This is a genomic window from Mesobacillus stamsii (assembly GCF_030814065.1).
GTDB classification, from domain to species: Bacteria; Bacillota; Bacilli; order Bacillales; family Cytobacillaceae; genus Mesobacillus; species Mesobacillus stamsii.
The window spans coordinates 17939-34702 of the sequence record NZ_JAUSUN010000033.1 but is presented as its reverse complement, the minus strand read 5'-3'; the positions used below and the strand labels follow the sequence as shown (position 1 = coordinate 34702).

The following is a 16764-nucleotide window of genomic DNA, read 5'->3' as shown; positions in this document are numbered from 1 at the left end:
CTGTTGGCAAAGAAATATGTCAACAAGTACGCTCTGTTCCCAAGAATCTCCCACTTCAACTAGACCGTAAGGTCAGTAAGTGGGGGTAGTTCAATTCCCTCTTTTTTAAAAATGAACTGGAGCGGATATTTCACGTCTGCAACATACTGATCATCCTAATAGTGGCTTTTGCATCCAAAGCCGTAATGACGAGATATGTTTTCGAGCAGCCATTCCATGTTATCAAGGATGCTCTGATCCTAATCGCCATCATTTTCCCTGTTTATACTTCGGGTCACTTAGCATTTGAAAAATACAAATCCGTCTACCGCAAATTTACTGTTTCCGAAAATGGGAAAGTACTCGTCCTCAACGAAAAGTACATGAAAAAGAAAAAGCGATTTAGCGGCCTTAGGAAGTATAATGTCCTATCTAAGGATGAGTGAATATTCTCCTTTTCCCGGGAAATATCGACAAAAACCCTCTGAAGACGAAGCGCTTATGTTAGATTCCGACAATAAGAAAAAAGCAGATGACCATTACAGGACATCTGCTTTAGTATTTGCTCATAAAAAAAGGAGCGTATCACCCGATATACATTTCATCATATTCTGCAGAAGCAAATGGACGAAACTTTTACTCTAACATTCTTGCCTCTCTCGAATTTCCATACTTTCCAATTAGCGTGACTCTTTTGGCGGCTGGCAAACATCACACTTACGCTGGTTATTATTTTTAAACTTCGTAAATGTTTTTTCAAAATTGGATCCACATGCACATTTAAATAGTAACTTTTGAGAGAATCCGTGATATTCCGTTGATAGCAATTTACTTTCTGAATTTTTCTCAACAAATTCCTTAATTTTAGCGATTGTCCATCGTTTATTCATTCTCTTACACCTCTATATTTTATCGCTGAGCGGTGGCTTTTTTTTGGCACCCGTGAGCTGAAACTAAGTTCTTCATTATAACATGAGCTTGCACACAAGGAAACTGCACGTTATGTATCGTGAACTACTCCCACCACTTACCACCCTTACAGGTTACTGTCTAATTTCAATGATAAATCAATTTTATTCTATCTAAGACCGATTATACCCAAACCTTTGGCTAAAGCCAACCGAAATTCATCTCCCACCTACTCATTGGGCTTTAGCCCTTCCCATTCCTTGAGGATGGGAGACTTCTTTCGGAAATCCGTTAAATTAGTTTGAACAGAAGGTCCACCTCACAGCCGGTGGGGTGGATTCTGTCGTAAAATGAAAATAGAAACATGACCGAAGTTCTAAAAAAATAAACACGAATACCGTGTTACTTCAATCCAGCGTTCTCGGATGCAATTCTGGTAAGTGCTGACCAATCTTGCTTTCCTCTGCCTTTTGCTACTGATGCGAGCAAGGTATCGTGCAAAATGCTTGCAAAGGGCATCGGTGTCTGTTTAGCGTTGGCTTCCTCTAATACCAAATTGCAATCCTTCAAGCCAAGCTCTAGCTGAAAGCCTGCCGGTTCGAATCTTCGGTTGGCGATCATCGAACCGTATCCATTGTATACTGTGCAATTAAATAATGTGGACGCATACACCTCTGCCGCCACTTGCCGATCTATTCCATTCTTTTCTGCCAAATTAAACGATTCGGCCATCGCCTCCATGGCCGCCATAATCATGAAATTCCCGCCAAGTTTAATCACATTCGCATTCCCTGGATCCTCGCCAAGATCAAACACCCGCTGGCCCATTGCCTCTTGAACAGGCTTTGTCCTCTCTTTTGCCTTACTTGAACCTGAAGATAAGATAAATAATTTCTGTGCAGCAGCAGCATCCGGGCGACCAAAAACAGGCGATGCGACATAATGGCTATTGTGCTTACCGTGGAATGCAGCAAGCTTCCGTGAAGTTTCCGGTGAAACTGTACTCATTGACAAATGGATACTTCCCTCCTCAAGCTTGTGCCCGAAACCCTTTTCACCAATTGTCACCTCTTCCAATGCTTGATCGTTAGACACCATCGTAATGACAATGCCGCCAGGAACGGCCACATCGGCAAGATGCTCCACCCGATCCGCCCCAGCAGCAATAACAGTTTCCGCTTTTTCCGGAGTACGATTGTATACCTTCACACGATATCCCGCCTTCAACAGGCTCATGACCATTGGTGCCCCCATATTGCCTAGACCAACAAAACCAATTGTTTTCTCCATCCAACCATTACCTCCTACGCTCATTTTTTTCTTTGATTTTAAACATAGTGTCCATATTGCATTTCCTCATCGATTTTCCCAAAAGGTTGAACTTTCCTCGCACTTTAATTGTTCATCAACCCAGTACAAACTCGGATCTGTTAAAGCTTTCACTAATTCTTCTCGTTCTCTTTCTTGCGCTTCTATTTTTTCCAGTTTATCATATGTAAGCCCAAACGGTGTGTCTCTCTCGGTGAAGCCCCTGATAAAATCAAACCATTCATCATACTCCTCCATTTCCCTTTCTTTTCTCTTTTGCAATCTCCTTGCTTTTAAGAGCTGTTTTTGTTTCATTCAGTCCTCTTGGCTCTTGTTTACATTCGTTTTTTCTTTTTCAGTAAAATGGATCCCAATAACTCCAGTTCTTTCAACGCACAAACCGGATCAACAGCGAATCATTTACTGTAAGATTTAACAACATTTTTCCCATCTTATTTCTTTAGCCACGACTTAGCACTCTGAAGCTCGGCATCTCGTTTCATCCGTTTGCGTCTCGGTCCCAAATTCTTTTTCTTTTTTGCCATTATGATACCTCGTGGTGACTTTAGTTTAATAAGAATATATATCGTATCGAGACTTTAACCGCCCGCAGCCCTGGCTTGTCTTATTCATTCTCTTCTTCACTATATCTCATATTATAGTACAAAAAAGCTAAGGCATCATGAAATCCCCACCCATTCCTTATGTATCAGTGACAATGGAAATCGGAGAAAATTTACATATGCTGATTTTAAATCCCGATTGCGTGAAAAAATCCATTTAAAACAAAGGGAATATGCCGAAAGTAGGCTTAAAAAACTCCGCATTAATCTAAATTTCGATTTCGTTCTTCTGTCGTCCCATTAAAAGAGACAAATATTACATCGAAATCACCTTATTGTTTATTGCGCTAGATAACTTTTCAATCCATCCTGTACAAACCTTGTAGGAAGCCTGGAAAATAGGACTCTGGATGAATGTAAAAATAAAGGTAAAAATAAAAACCGGCCCGCCTATTAATAAGGCGATCATCAAAACAATACTCTCCACAATCATTCGTACTCTGCTGATTGAGTACCCGAGCTTAACTGAAATCGCAAGCATAAAACCGTCTCTTGGCCCTGAACCGATTCGAGCAGCATTATACATTCCTCCTCCAATGCCCATGATCACAATACCAAACAGCAATATCAAAACATCAACCATGAGAGTGGAAGCCTGGGGCAAAACATCTAACCAAAGAAAAAAGTCAACCATTGGGCCGACCATCAATGCATTAATAAAGGTACCAATATTCACAAAAGTACGATCAATCAAAAGCGAGACAAGAACAAGCATCATCCCAAAAATTACGTTCCATGTTCCGATTGTCAATCCAATTTTATCAAAAAGAGCAATATTCAATACATCCCACGGGTGGACCCCTAAGTAATTAACTTTGATTGCCACAGCTATGCCGTAACTAAAAAGAATAAGTCCTACAACAAAAAATGGTAATTGTATTTTAAACTTCATTCTATCACTCTTTCAACTTGGTTAATGAATTTAGTACTAAGTCGTTCTCGATTAAGTCTTCATAAGGCAACCCTTTTGTATACTTTAACACCTTATTAGCAGCGATTAGAGTATATCCTTCAAAAAAATTTCCGGCTTTCTATGCATACTTGGCACTCCGTGAACTACTCCCACCACTTACCACCCTTACAGGTGGCTTGAAGTGGGGGCTTCTCGACTTATCGTTGCTTTTCCTAGCCAACAAAAACTGACCGAGCTAACCCTCTTGTTCCAAGAGTTTTTGTTTCTATGCTAACGCTAATAATCTTAATCCTTCCTTTTTGATGTTGATAGCTGAATTGTAGTCACGATCTGCCACGTAATCACATGAACAATGGTAAGTACGTTCAGATAGCGACATAGGCTTTTCTGCACCACTACAAGAACATTTTTTAGTGGAAGGAAACCACTTATCAATTTTCACCATCTGTTTCCCTTGTTCTTTTAGCTTGTACGCTAAGAAAGTGGTGAACATGCCCCAACCATTGTCGTGAACGCTTTTTCCAAAGTGAAGGGTTTGTGACATTAAATCAAAAGAATTAGCTTCTAATTTTGATGCTGTGGTGATAGAAGACTTGAACATGAAAGTCCGTTAAAATGCTTGGCTTTAAGGCAGGCTTTATATCATTTATAATAACCAGGTCGACAGGTTTTTGGAAGGTATCTTCGAGGTGAAATTTCAAATCCATATAGTTGTCAAAGGATAAATGAGAATCACTAAATTCAACAATTACATCAATATCACTAGAATCTTTTTGTTCTTCACGGCTATACGAACCAAACAGTCCAATGCGCTTAACAACCGTATTTTTCTCTCCAACTATTTAGATTACTTGAAAGTACATGAAGGATTTCTTGTTGTGACACCATCCTATCACCGCCATTTCCTCATTATTCATATCTCCATGATAACATCCTCTTTTAAATTATTCTCCAGAGGAAGAAAAAATCCTGGCAATGCGCAGGACAATCGGAAGTTTTTCTCATTCAGAAAATTTTATAATATTATCTCTCTATACGACTGTATGTTTACTATTCGTCATCCATATTGTCATATGCTAAAGCCCATAAATTCATTTGGCTGTTTACCAATTCCTCATTTGTATTTCTCTTTACATAAGTATAGTTTCCAAGTCGATCCTGTTCACGGCTTTTTACATTGTCCATAAGGTATATCGCAAGATTTTGCTTTATTCGTTCCTTCAAATTTAGATTAAGAATTGGAAAAGTAATTTCCACGCGCTTTTCCATATTCCTTGTCATTAAATCAGCGGAAGAAAGCAATATTTTTTCTTGACCGTTTTGATGAAAATAATAAATTCTGCTGTGCTCTAAAAACCTTCCAACAATACTAATCACACGAATGTTCTCACTGACCCCTTTAATCCCGGGTCGCAGACAGCATGTCCCCCTCACGATCAAGTCAATTTTCACTCCTGCTCTTGATGCCTCATATAGCTTAATGATTAATTTTTTGTCCGTAAAGGAATTCATTTTTGCTATGATCCTGCCATTGCCAGACTGTTGATGAAACGCTATCTCTTTGTCAACCAATTGAATAAATTCTTCTCTAATATCATTAGGCGCCATAATTAAATGGTGAAATGGGGGTTTTTCCATAAAACCACTTAAATAATTAAAGAAATTGGTTGCATCGATTCCGAATTCTTCATTTGCAGTAAATAATCCTAAATCAGTATATACCTTTGCTGTTTCTTCATTATAATTTCCTGTACCAAGGTGAACAAATCTTTCGATCACGTCATGATTCTTTCGCACAACAAGGGTTATTTTACTATGTGTCTTTAGTAATGTCTTCCCGTATATCACATGACAGCCAGCCTCTTCCAGTTCTTTTGCCCACTGAACATTATGTTCTTCATCGAACCTTGCTTTTAGTTCCACAAGGACAAGTACTTGTTTCCCATTTTCAGCTGCTTTAATCAAGTATTTTATGATCGGAGATTCTTCACTCACACGATATAGAGTTTGTTTGATGGCAAGAACTTGATCGTCCTCTGCTGCACTGCGAATAAAATCAATTACTGGTTCAAACGATTCAAAAGGGTGATGGAGGAGAACATCTTTTTCTTTGATTATTTCAAAAATATTCTTTTTCACTCCCTCTTGTTCGATAATCATATCCTGCGCAGGTTGTGGCAGGAACGTCTCAAAAGTAAGATGTTCTTTAAACGCAGCAAGTTGCTTGTAAAATCCGAAAAGAAAAGTTAAGTCGAGTGGGCCTTCAAGAAAATAAATATCTTTTTCATGAATTTCCAGTTCATCTATGAAAAATGCAAGCACCTCCTTATCGATGAATTTTTTTGAGACTTCTAACCTGACGGCTGCACCCCATTTCCTCATTTTCAGTTCTTCTTCAATTTCCTTCAGCAGATCCCTTGCCCCTTCTTCATGAATTTCCAAATCCGCATTCCTAGTAATTCGAAAGATTGTAACTGATTGAACCTGCATACCCGGGAATAGTTTATATACAAAGTGGCTAATCAGTTCTTCGATATAAACAAATTTTCGTTTATGACCTTCATCCTGGTTAGGAATCTCAACGAATCGATCCAATCCTTTCGGTACCTGCACGATGGCAAATTTTTTTTCGGTATTGCCGCTATCATCTTTTTCGTATAGGGTTACGTCTAGATTAATTCGTTTATTTGCCAACAACGGAAATGGGCGATATGCATCAACAGCCAGTGGTGTTAATACAGGAAAAATAATCTTATCAAAATGCTGTTCAAGATAACTAAGGCATTCTGGAGAAAGTTCTTGCATAGAAAGAAAGGATACATCTTCGTTTTTTAAAGCCGTTAATAATTCTTGATAAGTTTTATTTTGTATGGCGACCAACTTATGGGTTATTTTTGTTATTTTTTCCATTTGTTCCTTTGGGGTTAAACCTGCTTTATTTTCAGGCTGAGTAAATCCCACTTTAATTTGATCTTTTAATCCGGCCACTCTAACCATAAAAAACTCATCCAAATTCGAACTAAAAATAGCTAGGAATTTTAATCTTTCCAACAGGGGATTAGAATCGTCCCTTGCTTCTTCTAGGACTCTTTTATTAAAACTCAGCCAACTGAGTTCCCGGTTATTAAAATTTGAAGGTTCATTTAGTTTAATATTGTTTTCCATATCTCCCACACCTTTATTAACTAATCTTCTTATGAATTTGCATGCCCTTTTCACTTCAATCAGCCATTGTAAAATGTAGATTTATTCTTTTTTCCAATGCGTTTTCCAAATGTTTGATTTGTTTTTCTGCTGCCTTTTCCTCTGCCATCCACTGCTTGATGCATACTATTTCAAGCTGAATAAACTCTCCCTCATCATTGCAATGTATTTCTTGAATAATTTCTCTTTTCGTATTGTTGAGTACGAATGCAAATTTTAAGATGGAGCCTAAGAGCCGTAATTTTCTTCTTTCGTTTTTTTCAAACCAATTTTTATAAGGACTAATATTTTCTTTAAAGGCAGCTTTTGATTGGAATGAAGCTAATAAAGCAATTTTAATCCAGTCACGATGAGGCAGCTCTAGAAAATTCCGGTTGGATAAAATATAAAATGAGTGGGCACTAGCATAATCTCTTTCTAACACTTCGCCCAAATTGTATAGATAGCTTGCTCGGTGTAAGTCTTGTATATCTTCTTCGATTAGATCTGTATTTACTGCTTTAAGGGATTCAAAAAGCATAAGCGCCGTCTTAAAAACCAACTCTCTTTTATCCAAATCTATGTCGTATTCAAATGAAATTTCTCTGAGACTTTCACTTAATTTTTTTTGAAAACTCCCATTTAGCTTTAAATGATCCAATAAGACTCCATCTCTCAGTCCTTTTTCACTTATTTGGAGAACTGGAGCATTTACTGTCCGGTATATCTCCAGAAATACTTCAACCGCAGGGAAAACAATTTCTGCTCGCTCTTTTGAAAGTCCCAACACTGTTTGAATTTCATTAAAAGATAAGGATTTTACTCTTTCTTTTACTGAATCCAAGTCTCCTTTATCGATTTCATAAAGATGAACAGAATTTATTGGATAGCTTTTCATTACCTGATCAATGGCACCGATACTTCTCGCGCTTCCACCAATGCCAATAATCGGCAGCTGACAATCTTTCAACCAATCAATTGATTGAATTTGCGATTGAATATAAGCAGCTAGGCTGGTAAGTTCTGTATCCGTAGGCTTGTTTGTTGGAAGGAATTGTTGCTTTAACGATAAAACGCCAAAAGAGAAACTATAGGAGTGGACCATTTTCCTATTTCGAAATTGGGTAATTTCAAGACTTCCTCCTCCTAAATCGACAGTTATTCCATCATTTTTGTCTGTCGAACTAATGACTCCAAGAAAACCGTATTTTGCTTCCTCTTCCCCTGTTAAAACGTCAATAGAAAAGCCGGTTTTATCATTGACAATCTGCTTTATTTCTCCTATGTTTTTGGAGCTTCGTATGGCTGCTGTTGCAAAAATCTTTATCGATTCAACATTGTGCAAAGCAATCATTTCTTTAAAAACATTTAGGGAATCTACAAGGATTTTGATCCCCTCCGATTTTAATACCAAATCAGCATTCAAATACGTTTGCAGTCGAGCCGCAATCTTTATGTTTTCAATGACTTTTATCGCATTTTCTGATTTGACCCGATAGATGACCAATCGGACTGTATTTGAACCAATATCCACTATGGCTATTTTTTTTACCATCTTTACCCTCGCCTTGTCTAATTTACTTTTGTTTTTCTTTGAAGTTATAAAATCGATACCACTAATTGAATAATTTAGATGATACATGCTAATTAAAGAGTTAAAGTATCTGTTCTATAATGAGCATATCATAACATATGGGGGGGAATGAAGAATGTTAGATGTTTTTTGAATGGAAGGGATTTTCAGAGAGATTATGACTAAGCATTTGTTTCATTTCTCCAGCCACAAGACACAAGACACAGGGACGGTCGGAATGTTCTCACGTCTCATTCGGGAAAGGAAATATTTTAGTATAGCTATAATGAATCTTAGTTGAGCCTATGGTTTACCTTTTTTTAAAATTGGGCCGAAATTCATTTTTTGACTAGGATTATACAGTTGAATTACTACAGTTTTCGACGCTGGATCCGTCCCTTTGTCGCATATAACAAAGCAGTGACGGGTGTCCCGTTAATACAACCCATACTCTTTCATCTTCTTATACAACCAAGGCCTGCTAATTTCAAGTAGCTCACTCGCCCGTGTTTTATTCCCACCCGTTTTCTGAAGTGCTTCTACGATCGTATCTTTTTCAGTGATATGAATTCTGTTTTTAAAATTATATCCACTATTATTTGGAATACCTATTGTTTTCTCAACATTCCTTGGCATGGGAGAAATATCATCAACATCAATATAGTCTCCGGTTCGTATATTTGCTGCTCTTTCGAGAGTGTTTTGTAATTCACGCACATTGCCGGGCCATGAATACTCCATTAAATTTGTCAATGCTGAATGTGTTATACCTTTAATATAGAAACCGTTCTGATTTAGATTATGGATAATGCTATTTACAATCTCAGGCACATCTTCTATTCTTTCGCGAAGAGGGGGGATATGGATACTCATAATATTTAAACGATAATATAAATCTTCTCTAAACTTACCGACACGAATTAACTTTTCTAAATCCTGATTTGTCGCAGCAATGATTTTCATGTTTAAATGAATAGTCTTCGAACTGCCGATTGGCTGGAATTCCTTCTCTTGTAAAACGCGCAACAATTTCACCTGTAGTTGGGGAGGCATATCCCCAATTTCATCCAAAAATATTGCTCCATTTTGTGCTACTTCAAACTTACCTTTCATCCCGCCTGGTTTTGCGCCTGTAAACGCACCGCCTACGTATCCAAAAAACTCTGATTCAAGCAGTTCCGCCGGAATTGCAGCACAATTCACTTCCACAAATCTTCCTGGTTGATTGGATGCAGCGTGAATCCCTTGGGCAAACATCTCTTTCCCTGTACCAGTTTCGCCAGTGATCAAAACGGTGGAAATGCTTTTTGAAGCTAGTACCGCCTCATGTTTAACTTTTTTAATTACGTTGGATTCGCCGGCAATATCATGTAATGTGTATCTCGTGCCTTTGGTGTTATGGATTTCATCTTTATAGGCTGAAACTTGTTTCTCCAGTCTTTTGACTTTTGTCAGTGCCTCCTGCAGTTGTGTTAAGCCTCGGAAGGCAATTTTACAAATGGCACTGTTCAAATCTCCATTTTCCTTGATCAGGTTGATAGAAAGGAGGCATTGTTGCCCATTTATAATTTGTGGTGCGTTGATGATGTTTATTCCCCGCTTCATCACATTTTCTATATCCAGTTCAGGGAATAATTCCGCAGCGGATTTGGATAAAACGTCTTTGCTACTTAATTGAAATAAATCAGAGAAACTGGTATTCACCAAGGTAATGACTGCATTTTTATTTACGACAAACATCGCGTCATAGGCAAAATCAATTACCGAATTTAATTGAGTATAGATAATATTATAGGAGTCTAATAATTCCTGGGTTGAGAGCAATCCAACAGGTTTTTTTTCTTTATTCACCACAGGGACATGTCCTATATTATGATTCAGCAAATGAATTCTTGCCTCTTCCAGTGTATCTGTTTCGGTTACAAAAACCGGATCCGCTTTATAGAATTCTTCAATTGATGTTTCAAGTGGTGTTTTATTTACCAGAAGGCGAAAAACTGAATTTTTTGTGATGATTCCGGTCAGTTCTCCATTCGAATTTACAATTGGTAATATTTTTGAATTTCCCTTTAAAAACACCTTGAGAACATTATCTAACGTATCTCCCAATGTGCATTTTACAAAATGGGTTGTCATATAGTTTGAGATTAGCAAATTCATTCCTCCTTCGAAAAATAATCTTTACTCTATTGTATCAAATTATTATCAGAAATTTAAAATTATTTAGTCAACTTTTTGTTAACTAATCTTATCACTTTACACTTCATCTGTTAATGGTTATTAACAATATATCGTAAATACCCTTGCCGTGACCCACCGAAAAGTTGGCATGCTTTTTGCTAGTATATAGTGTAAGAAAAGTATAGGTATAAAGAACCCAGGTGAGGACTTGATGGCAATCAGTCCATTGTTGATACGAGGAGGAAACATGATGAGTGTTTTGAATGGTTTGAAAGTATTGGATTTTACGACGCTGCTACCGGGTCCGTTTGCAACGATGATGCTGGCGGATATGGGCGCAGATGTCGTGAAGGTGGAATCTCCGCACCGGGAGGATATGACCAAACATCTTCCGCCAATAATCGATGAAGTATCGGCAGCATATGCGCAACTCAACCGCTCCAAGCGATCAGTTGCACTTGATTTAAAACAAGTGGATGCAAAAGAAGTGATTTTCAGCCTCATTAAGGAGTACGACATCGTTATTGAACAATTCAGGCCGGGTACTATGGAGCGGTTGGGAATTGACTATAAAACATTGAAAAAAGTGAACCCGAGCATTATCTATTGCTCGCTGACCGGATATGGACAAACAGGACCAATGAGTAATAAGGCGGGGCACGATATTAATTATTTAGCCATATCAGGTGCTGCAAGTTATTCCTCGAGAAAGGATCAGGCACCCATTCCGTTAGGGATTCAAGTGGCTGATATTGGCGGTGGCTCTATGCCTGCAGTAATCAGTATTTTAGCTGCTGTCTATCACCGACTGCAGACTGGGGAAGGCCAGCATATTGATGTGAGTATTACGGACAATTTGTATGCTTTTAATGCATTATACGGATCTGGTTATCTGGCAGGTGGGGAAAATCCGGGTGCGGAATCACTGATGCTTAATGGGGGAACGTTTTACGATTATTACGAGACAAAAGACGGTCGATATTTTTCTGTCGGTAGTCTGGAGCCAAAATTCCAAAAAGAACTGTGTCATTTACTTGGGGAACCAGCATTACTGACAATAAGCAGTAGCACGAAGACAGCGGACCAACAGCAATTTAAGGAAAAAGTGAAGATCGCGTTTAAAGAAAAAACATTTGATGAATGGCTTGCGCTCCTTGGGAATGATTTTGACGGATGTGTCGAACCTGTCTTGAAATTCGCTGAAACAGTTGAACATCCACACATAAAAGCGCGTGAGATGATTGTTCCTGTATCAATGCCAAGTGGCGGCACGCAGGATCAGATTGCGTTTCCGATAAAGTTTTCCAATCAACCAGCTTCCTATCGCCATACGGGTGTGCAAACCGGAACACATACAAAGGAGGTTTTAAAAAAGGCAGGCTGGAATGATTCGAAAATAGCCGTACTGTCCGAAAAAGGAATTTTTGGTTAAACGATATGATTAAAGGGCTGTGGATCTGAATATGGGTTCGCCCGAAAAATTGGGAGGAAACAATATGACAAGCAAAGCAAACGTGATCGGTGTTAGTATGGTGAAGTTTGAAAAGCCGGGAAAAAATGAGCCTTATGAAATCATGGCTTCGAAGGCAATTACGAACGCCTTGAAAGATGCGGGAATCAGTCTTTCAGATGTTAATCAGGCGTATGCAAGTTATGTTTATGGTGACAGTACAAGCGGTCAAACCGCCTTATATCGCGTCGGCATGACAGGAATTCCGATTATAAATGTGAACAACAATTGCTCATCAGGTTCCACCGCACTCTACTTGGCACGACAGGCAGTCGAATCTGGTGCAGAGGAATGTGTACTGGCTTTTGGATTTGAGGAAATGAAACCGGGGGCACTGAGTGAAAATTGGACCGACCGCATGTCGCCGTTTCAATGGATTTACGATCAGTTTGAAACATTAAACCCTGAATTACCGGATGGACCTGTTGCCTTAAAAGTATTTGGTGCAGCCGCAATAGAGTATCTTGAAAAATATGGCGCAAGTCCGGATATATTTGGAAAGGTTGCTGTTAAATCCAGGAAGCACGCAGTAAATAACCCTTATTCCCTGTTTAACAAAGAAATCACATTAGATGAAGTGATGCAATCGCCGGAAGTGTATCCTGGTCTTAACAGATTGATGGCATGTCCGCCAACGTGTGGTGCAGCTGCAGTAGTCGTTTGCAGTGATGACTTTGCCAAAAAACACAATATTCAAAATGCAGTCAAAATAACTGCTCAATCGATGACAACAGATAAACCGGATTCGAAGGAAAATAATATGCAACTGGTCGGTCTTAAAATGACTGAAGAAGCTGCAAAAGAAGTGTACGAAAAATCCGGTGTTGGCCCGGAAGATGTTGATGTAGTGGAATTGCATGATTGTTTTACCCCTAATGAAGTAATCACCTATGAAGGACTAGGACTTGTCGGAGAAGGTGAAGCAGAGAAGCTCATCTATGATGAGGACAATACTTATGGCGGAAAATTCGTCGTTAATCCTTCAGGTGGGCTAATGTCTAAAGGACACCCCCTTGGTGCAACAGGGCTTGCACAATGCACGGAGCTTGTTTGGCACCTTCGTGGAGAAGCGGGAAAACGGCAAGTTGAGGGAGCAAAAGTTGGATTGCAGCATAATGTGGGCCTTGGTGGAGCTTGCATAGTTACGATGTATCAAACGGTATAGTGGCATGAATGTAACACGGTGACGGGTCAGGGCTACTGTATTCCATTTTAAAAAAATAGGAGTGTTCGTTGATGAATATTGTAGAAGCGTTAGAAATTAACACAGAAAGGCAGCCCCTTCACGAGGCCTTACATTATGAAGACCGGCGGTACAATTATTTTGAGTTTAATGAAAGCGTTAACAAATTAGCGAACGGATTATTGGAACACCGGATGAAAAATGGGGCGAGCTTGTAACTGCAATTGTTGCTAAAAAAGCTGATTCTGAACTAACAGAAAAAGAATTGATCGCATTTGCCAAAGAAAATATAGCAAGTTATAAAACTCCGAAAAAAGTGATTTTTGTTGATGTCTTGCCAAGAAACCTTTCTGGAAAGCTGTTGAAATATCAGCTTAGACAGCAATACACAATCGTTGAAAATGAGGTGTAAATATGTCCATTGTCAATACAACATGTAATCAGGGCGTATTCGAGATCGCGCTAAATCGTCCAGATAGGTTGAACGCCCTAAATGCGGAGCTGTTATCAGAGCTCGGAGAGGCGATAAATAAGGCAAAAAGAGATCCGTCCATTCGGTCGATCCTCCTTTATGGTGAAGGAAAAGCATTTTGTGCAGGTGGCGATTTAAAGGATTTTGGAATGGACGATACGAATCCAATCGAAGTAAAGGAATTTCTGCAACGCGGCCATGAAGCGTTGATCGGTTTGTACAATATGGAGAAGCCGGTAGTCGTTGCAGTGCATGGACCCGCAGTTGGAGCAGGCAGTAATCTGGCTTTTGCCTGTGACATAATCATTGCCGACGAAACAGCTTCATTCGCGGAAATTTTTGCCAATGTGGGTGCCTTACCTGATATGGGAGGATTGTATCTCCTTCCACAAAAAATCGGCATGCATAAGGCAGCAGAATTAGTTTTTACTGGAAAAACGATTGATGCGAATACAGCGTTGGAGTTCGGCTTAATAAATCAGGTTGTAGCAGAAGGTCAAGCAGGGAAGGAAGCCAAAAAACTTGCTAGATTATTAGCAAGAGGGCCAACGAAAGCATTGGGATTAGCAAAAAGGATCATGCACCAAGCGCCCTATTCATCATTGGAAAGTGTATTGGAAATGGAAGCGATGGGGCAGGCCATTATATTTCAAACGCAGGATTTTAAAGAGGGGAGGCAGGCATTTATTGAAAAAAGAAAACCAGTCTTTAAAGGGGAATAAGCATTTTCTTCAATTAATAAAAAACTTAAAAGGGAGTGAATAAAGTTGAAAAAAAGCTAAATAAGATTGCAATTATTAATCATGTTGCTCGAATAAAAGTCGAATTAAATGAGACGAACAAAAATGGGAGGGTAAAATTTTGTTAAATGAAAATTTGAAAACAAGAGCAACTATTGGGGATGGATTAAAAAGAGCAAGTTACCGGTATCCGAAAAAGCCTGCATTAGTATTTTACAGTGTAGACGGCGAACAGCGAACGTACACGTATGCAGCATTAAATAAACAGGTCAATCAGGTGGCCCATTCACTTCGAGAAAAAGGGGTACAAAAAGGAGACCGGATTGCAGTCATTGGAAAAAACAGCCCGGAGATTGTTATTTTAGCCTACGCACTGGCAAAAATTGGTGCCTGGTATACGCCGTTGAACTTTATGCTGAAGGCAGAAGAAGTACGCCAGCTTCTTCATACGTCACAACCCCGGCTGTTTTTCGTTGATAAAACACATATTGACCTAGTGAAGTCAATTGCCGATAAATTAACCGGAATTGAAAAGATATACAGTCTTCGTACAGCTGATTTGCCTGCTGGTTGGGGAGATTTTAGTCAGTTGCTGCACGGAAGTGATGCTGAACCAGAAACGGAATTATATGATGATGATGTGTTATCACTTTTTTACACGAGCGGCACCGAGTCCGCCCCAAAATGTGTGATGATTAATCACAAAAACTTCCTATTTGCAAATTATACCTATATGTCAACAGGTGCGTTTCATCCAGAGGATATTCTGCTATTATCTCTGCCTATAATTCATATGGCCGGATTCACCTTTTTGCTGAATGCCAATATGATCGGCATAACGATTATCATGACGGAGACGCCTACTCCCGCACAAATGGCAGAGCTGATAGAAAAGCATCAAATTAATTTTACCGCCCTTCCGCCTACACTGTATTTAGGAATCCTGGGAGCTGCTGATCCATATGATTTATCTTCTTGTCAGAAATTGATTACATGGTCAAGTACCATTCCAAGGAGCATGGTGGATGGATGGAATAAAATTGCACCGGATGCGAAATTTTTAACTATACAAGGTTCCAGTGAAACAACAGCAACTCCTCTAACTGCCAGCTGGTTTAAAACATGGGATGAAGTTCCAAATGGCGACGGAAGGTATGTGGGAAGTGTTATGCTCGCAGGCAGTGAAATTAAATTAATGGATGACGATGGCAATGAAGTTCCGAATGGGGTGCCAGGTGAACAAATTGCCCGCGGTCCTGTTGTTGTCACCGGCTATTACAGGAATGAAGAAGCCAATCATAAGGCCTTTCAAAATGGATGGTACCATACCGGGGATGTTTTAATTCGCGATGATCAGGGCAATTATTATTTTGCAGACCGTAAAAAAGATATTATTAAATCAGGCGGAGAAAATGTTTCCAGCCAAGAGGTGGAGAGCGTTATCAGTCAGCACCCCAAAATAAATCAATGTGCAGTTTTCGGTGTACCTGATCCGAAATGGGGGGAGTCAGTTATCGCGGCAGTTGTCTTAAAAGACGGGGCAACACTTACCGGGGAGGAAATTATAGCACATTGCAAGAAAACACTGTCTGGTTATAAAACGCCGAAGCACATTGTTTTCCGGAATAATTTGCCGTTAACCTCTGCCGGGAAATTATTAAAACGTTCCCTTAAGGATGAATACAAGGACATATTAATGGAAAAGAGTTAAAATAATTGGAATAATTTAGGATTGGAGTAAGCCGATGAAGTATCATGAAATTATGATTGATGAAAAATTCAAAAGTGCTTCCTATACAGTGACTAAAGAAGAAATCATGGAATTTGCTTCACAATTCGATCCTCAATACATGCATATTGATGAGGAAAAAGCGAAACAGAGTATGTTCAAAGGGATCATTGCTTCAGGATTACACACCTTGTGCATTAGCTTTAAATTATGGACAGATATGAATATTTTGGGAGAGGATATAATTGCTGGAACAGGCGTTAATAATCTTAAATTTACAAAACCGGTCTATCCGGAAGATACGCTATATGTAACGGCTGAAGTGATTAAAAAAACAGATAAAACGAAATCCGGTGAGGTTACATTATTACTCACTTCTTACAATTATGATGATATTCAAGTTTTACAAGCAGAAATATCCGCATTAGTTTCTAAATAGCGAATAAAAGGAGTGTTTCTAA

General features: G+C 39.1%; 15 protein-coding genes and 2 pseudogenes. 8 read left to right on the top strand and 9 right to left on the bottom strand.

All coding sequences use genetic code 11. The annotated features are described in order from the left end of the window. Window positions 1-185: 185 nt before the first annotated feature. Window positions 186-425 (top strand): hypothetical protein, encoded by a 240-nt coding sequence (locus J2S25_RS17820; RefSeq protein ID WP_198528222.1) that lies wholly within the window; start codon window positions 186-188, stop codon window positions 423-425. A 234-nt stretch (window positions 426-659) separates the two neighbouring features. On the opposite strand, the gene J2S25_RS17815 is transcribed toward J2S25_RS17820, so the two are convergent. The 9 genes and pseudogenes from J2S25_RS17815 to J2S25_RS17775 form a co-directional block, all read right to left on the bottom strand. Continuing rightward, window positions 660-869: a hypothetical protein gene (locus J2S25_RS17815; RefSeq protein ID WP_044396713.1), complete on the bottom strand. Its 210-nt coding sequence runs from the start codon at window positions 867-869 to the stop codon at window positions 660-662. Window positions 870-1290: 421 nt separating this feature from the next. Next, window positions 1291-2178, bottom strand: a complete 888-nt coding sequence (locus J2S25_RS17810; RefSeq protein WP_307192526.1) for an NAD(P)-dependent oxidoreductase — start codon at window positions 2176-2178, stop codon at window positions 1291-1293. Window positions 2179-2244: 66 nt separating this feature from the next. Next, window positions 2245-2511: a hypothetical protein gene (locus J2S25_RS17805; protein ID WP_044396716.1), complete on the bottom strand. Its 267-nt coding sequence runs from the start codon at window positions 2509-2511 to the stop codon at window positions 2245-2247. A 564-nt stretch (window positions 2512-3075) separates the two neighbouring features. Further along, the gene (locus J2S25_RS17800) at window positions 3076-3711 is read right to left on the bottom strand and encodes a YczE/YyaS/YitT family protein (RefSeq protein WP_044396719.1); all 636 of its coding nucleotides are present in this window, start codon (window positions 3709-3711) and stop codon (window positions 3076-3078) included. Between the two features lie 286 nt (window positions 3712-3997). Then, a pseudogene (locus tag J2S25_RS17795) lies at window positions 3998-4276 on the bottom strand (zinc ribbon domain-containing protein); the annotation flags it as partial. A 67-nt stretch (window positions 4277-4343) separates the two neighbouring features. After that, a pseudogene (locus tag J2S25_RS17790) lies at window positions 4344-4620 on the bottom strand (nucleotidyltransferase family protein); the annotation flags it as partial. A 162-nt stretch (window positions 4621-4782) separates the two neighbouring features. Beyond that, on the bottom strand, window positions 4783-6897 hold the full coding sequence (locus tag J2S25_RS17785) for an RNA degradosome polyphosphate kinase (RefSeq protein WP_307192525.1): 2115 nt from the start codon (window positions 6895-6897) through the stop codon (window positions 4783-4785). A gap of 55 nt (window positions 6898-6952) precedes the next feature. Continuing rightward, on the bottom strand, window positions 6953-8470 hold the full coding sequence (locus tag J2S25_RS17780) for a Ppx/GppA phosphatase family protein (protein ID WP_307192524.1): 1518 nt from the start codon (window positions 8468-8470) through the stop codon (window positions 6953-6955). Between the two features lie 453 nt (window positions 8471-8923). Further along, window positions 8924-10648, bottom strand: a complete 1725-nt coding sequence (locus J2S25_RS17775) for a sigma-54-dependent Fis family transcriptional regulator (protein WP_307192523.1) — start codon at window positions 10646-10648, stop codon at window positions 8924-8926. Between the two features lie 268 nt (window positions 10649-10916). Between J2S25_RS17775 and J2S25_RS17770 the strand changes: the two genes are divergently transcribed. The 7 genes from J2S25_RS17770 to J2S25_RS17745 all read left to right on the top strand — a co-directional run bounded on the left by J2S25_RS17770 (window position 10917) and on the right by J2S25_RS17745 (window position 16742). Next, entirely contained in the window at window positions 10917-12101 is a 1185-nt protein-coding gene (locus J2S25_RS17770) for a CaiB/BaiF CoA transferase family protein (protein WP_307192522.1), read from the top strand. Window positions 12102-12165: 64 nt separating this feature from the next. Then, a complete protein-coding gene (locus J2S25_RS17765; RefSeq protein ID WP_044395484.1) occupies window positions 12166-13344 on the top strand; it encodes a lipid-transfer protein in 1179 nt (392 codons plus the stop codon). 71 nt (window positions 13345-13415) lie between these two features. Then, the gene (locus J2S25_RS17760; protein ID WP_157841635.1) at window positions 13416-13580 is read left to right on the top strand and encodes a hypothetical protein; all 165 of its coding nucleotides are present in this window, start codon (window positions 13416-13418) and stop codon (window positions 13578-13580) included. Further along, entirely contained in the window at window positions 13529-13774 is a 246-nt protein-coding gene (locus tag J2S25_RS20075; RefSeq protein WP_369293531.1) for an AMP-binding enzyme, read from the top strand. The genes J2S25_RS17760 and J2S25_RS20075 overlap by 52 nt, the downstream gene beginning before the upstream one ends. Window positions 13775-13776: 2 nt before the next feature. Then, window positions 13777-14556: an enoyl-CoA hydratase/isomerase family protein gene (locus J2S25_RS17755; protein WP_044395483.1), complete on the top strand. Its 780-nt coding sequence runs from the start codon at window positions 13777-13779 to the stop codon at window positions 14554-14556. A gap of 139 nt (window positions 14557-14695) precedes the next feature. Continuing rightward, window positions 14696-16285, top strand: coding sequence for an AMP-binding protein (locus J2S25_RS17750; RefSeq protein WP_307192521.1), 1590 nt, complete (start codon window positions 14696-14698; stop codon window positions 16283-16285). A gap of 34 nt (window positions 16286-16319) precedes the next feature. After that, window positions 16320-16742, top strand: a complete 423-nt coding sequence (locus J2S25_RS17745) for a MaoC/PaaZ C-terminal domain-containing protein (RefSeq protein WP_044395479.1) — start codon at window positions 16320-16322, stop codon at window positions 16740-16742. Window positions 16743-16764 lie beyond the last annotated feature (22 nt).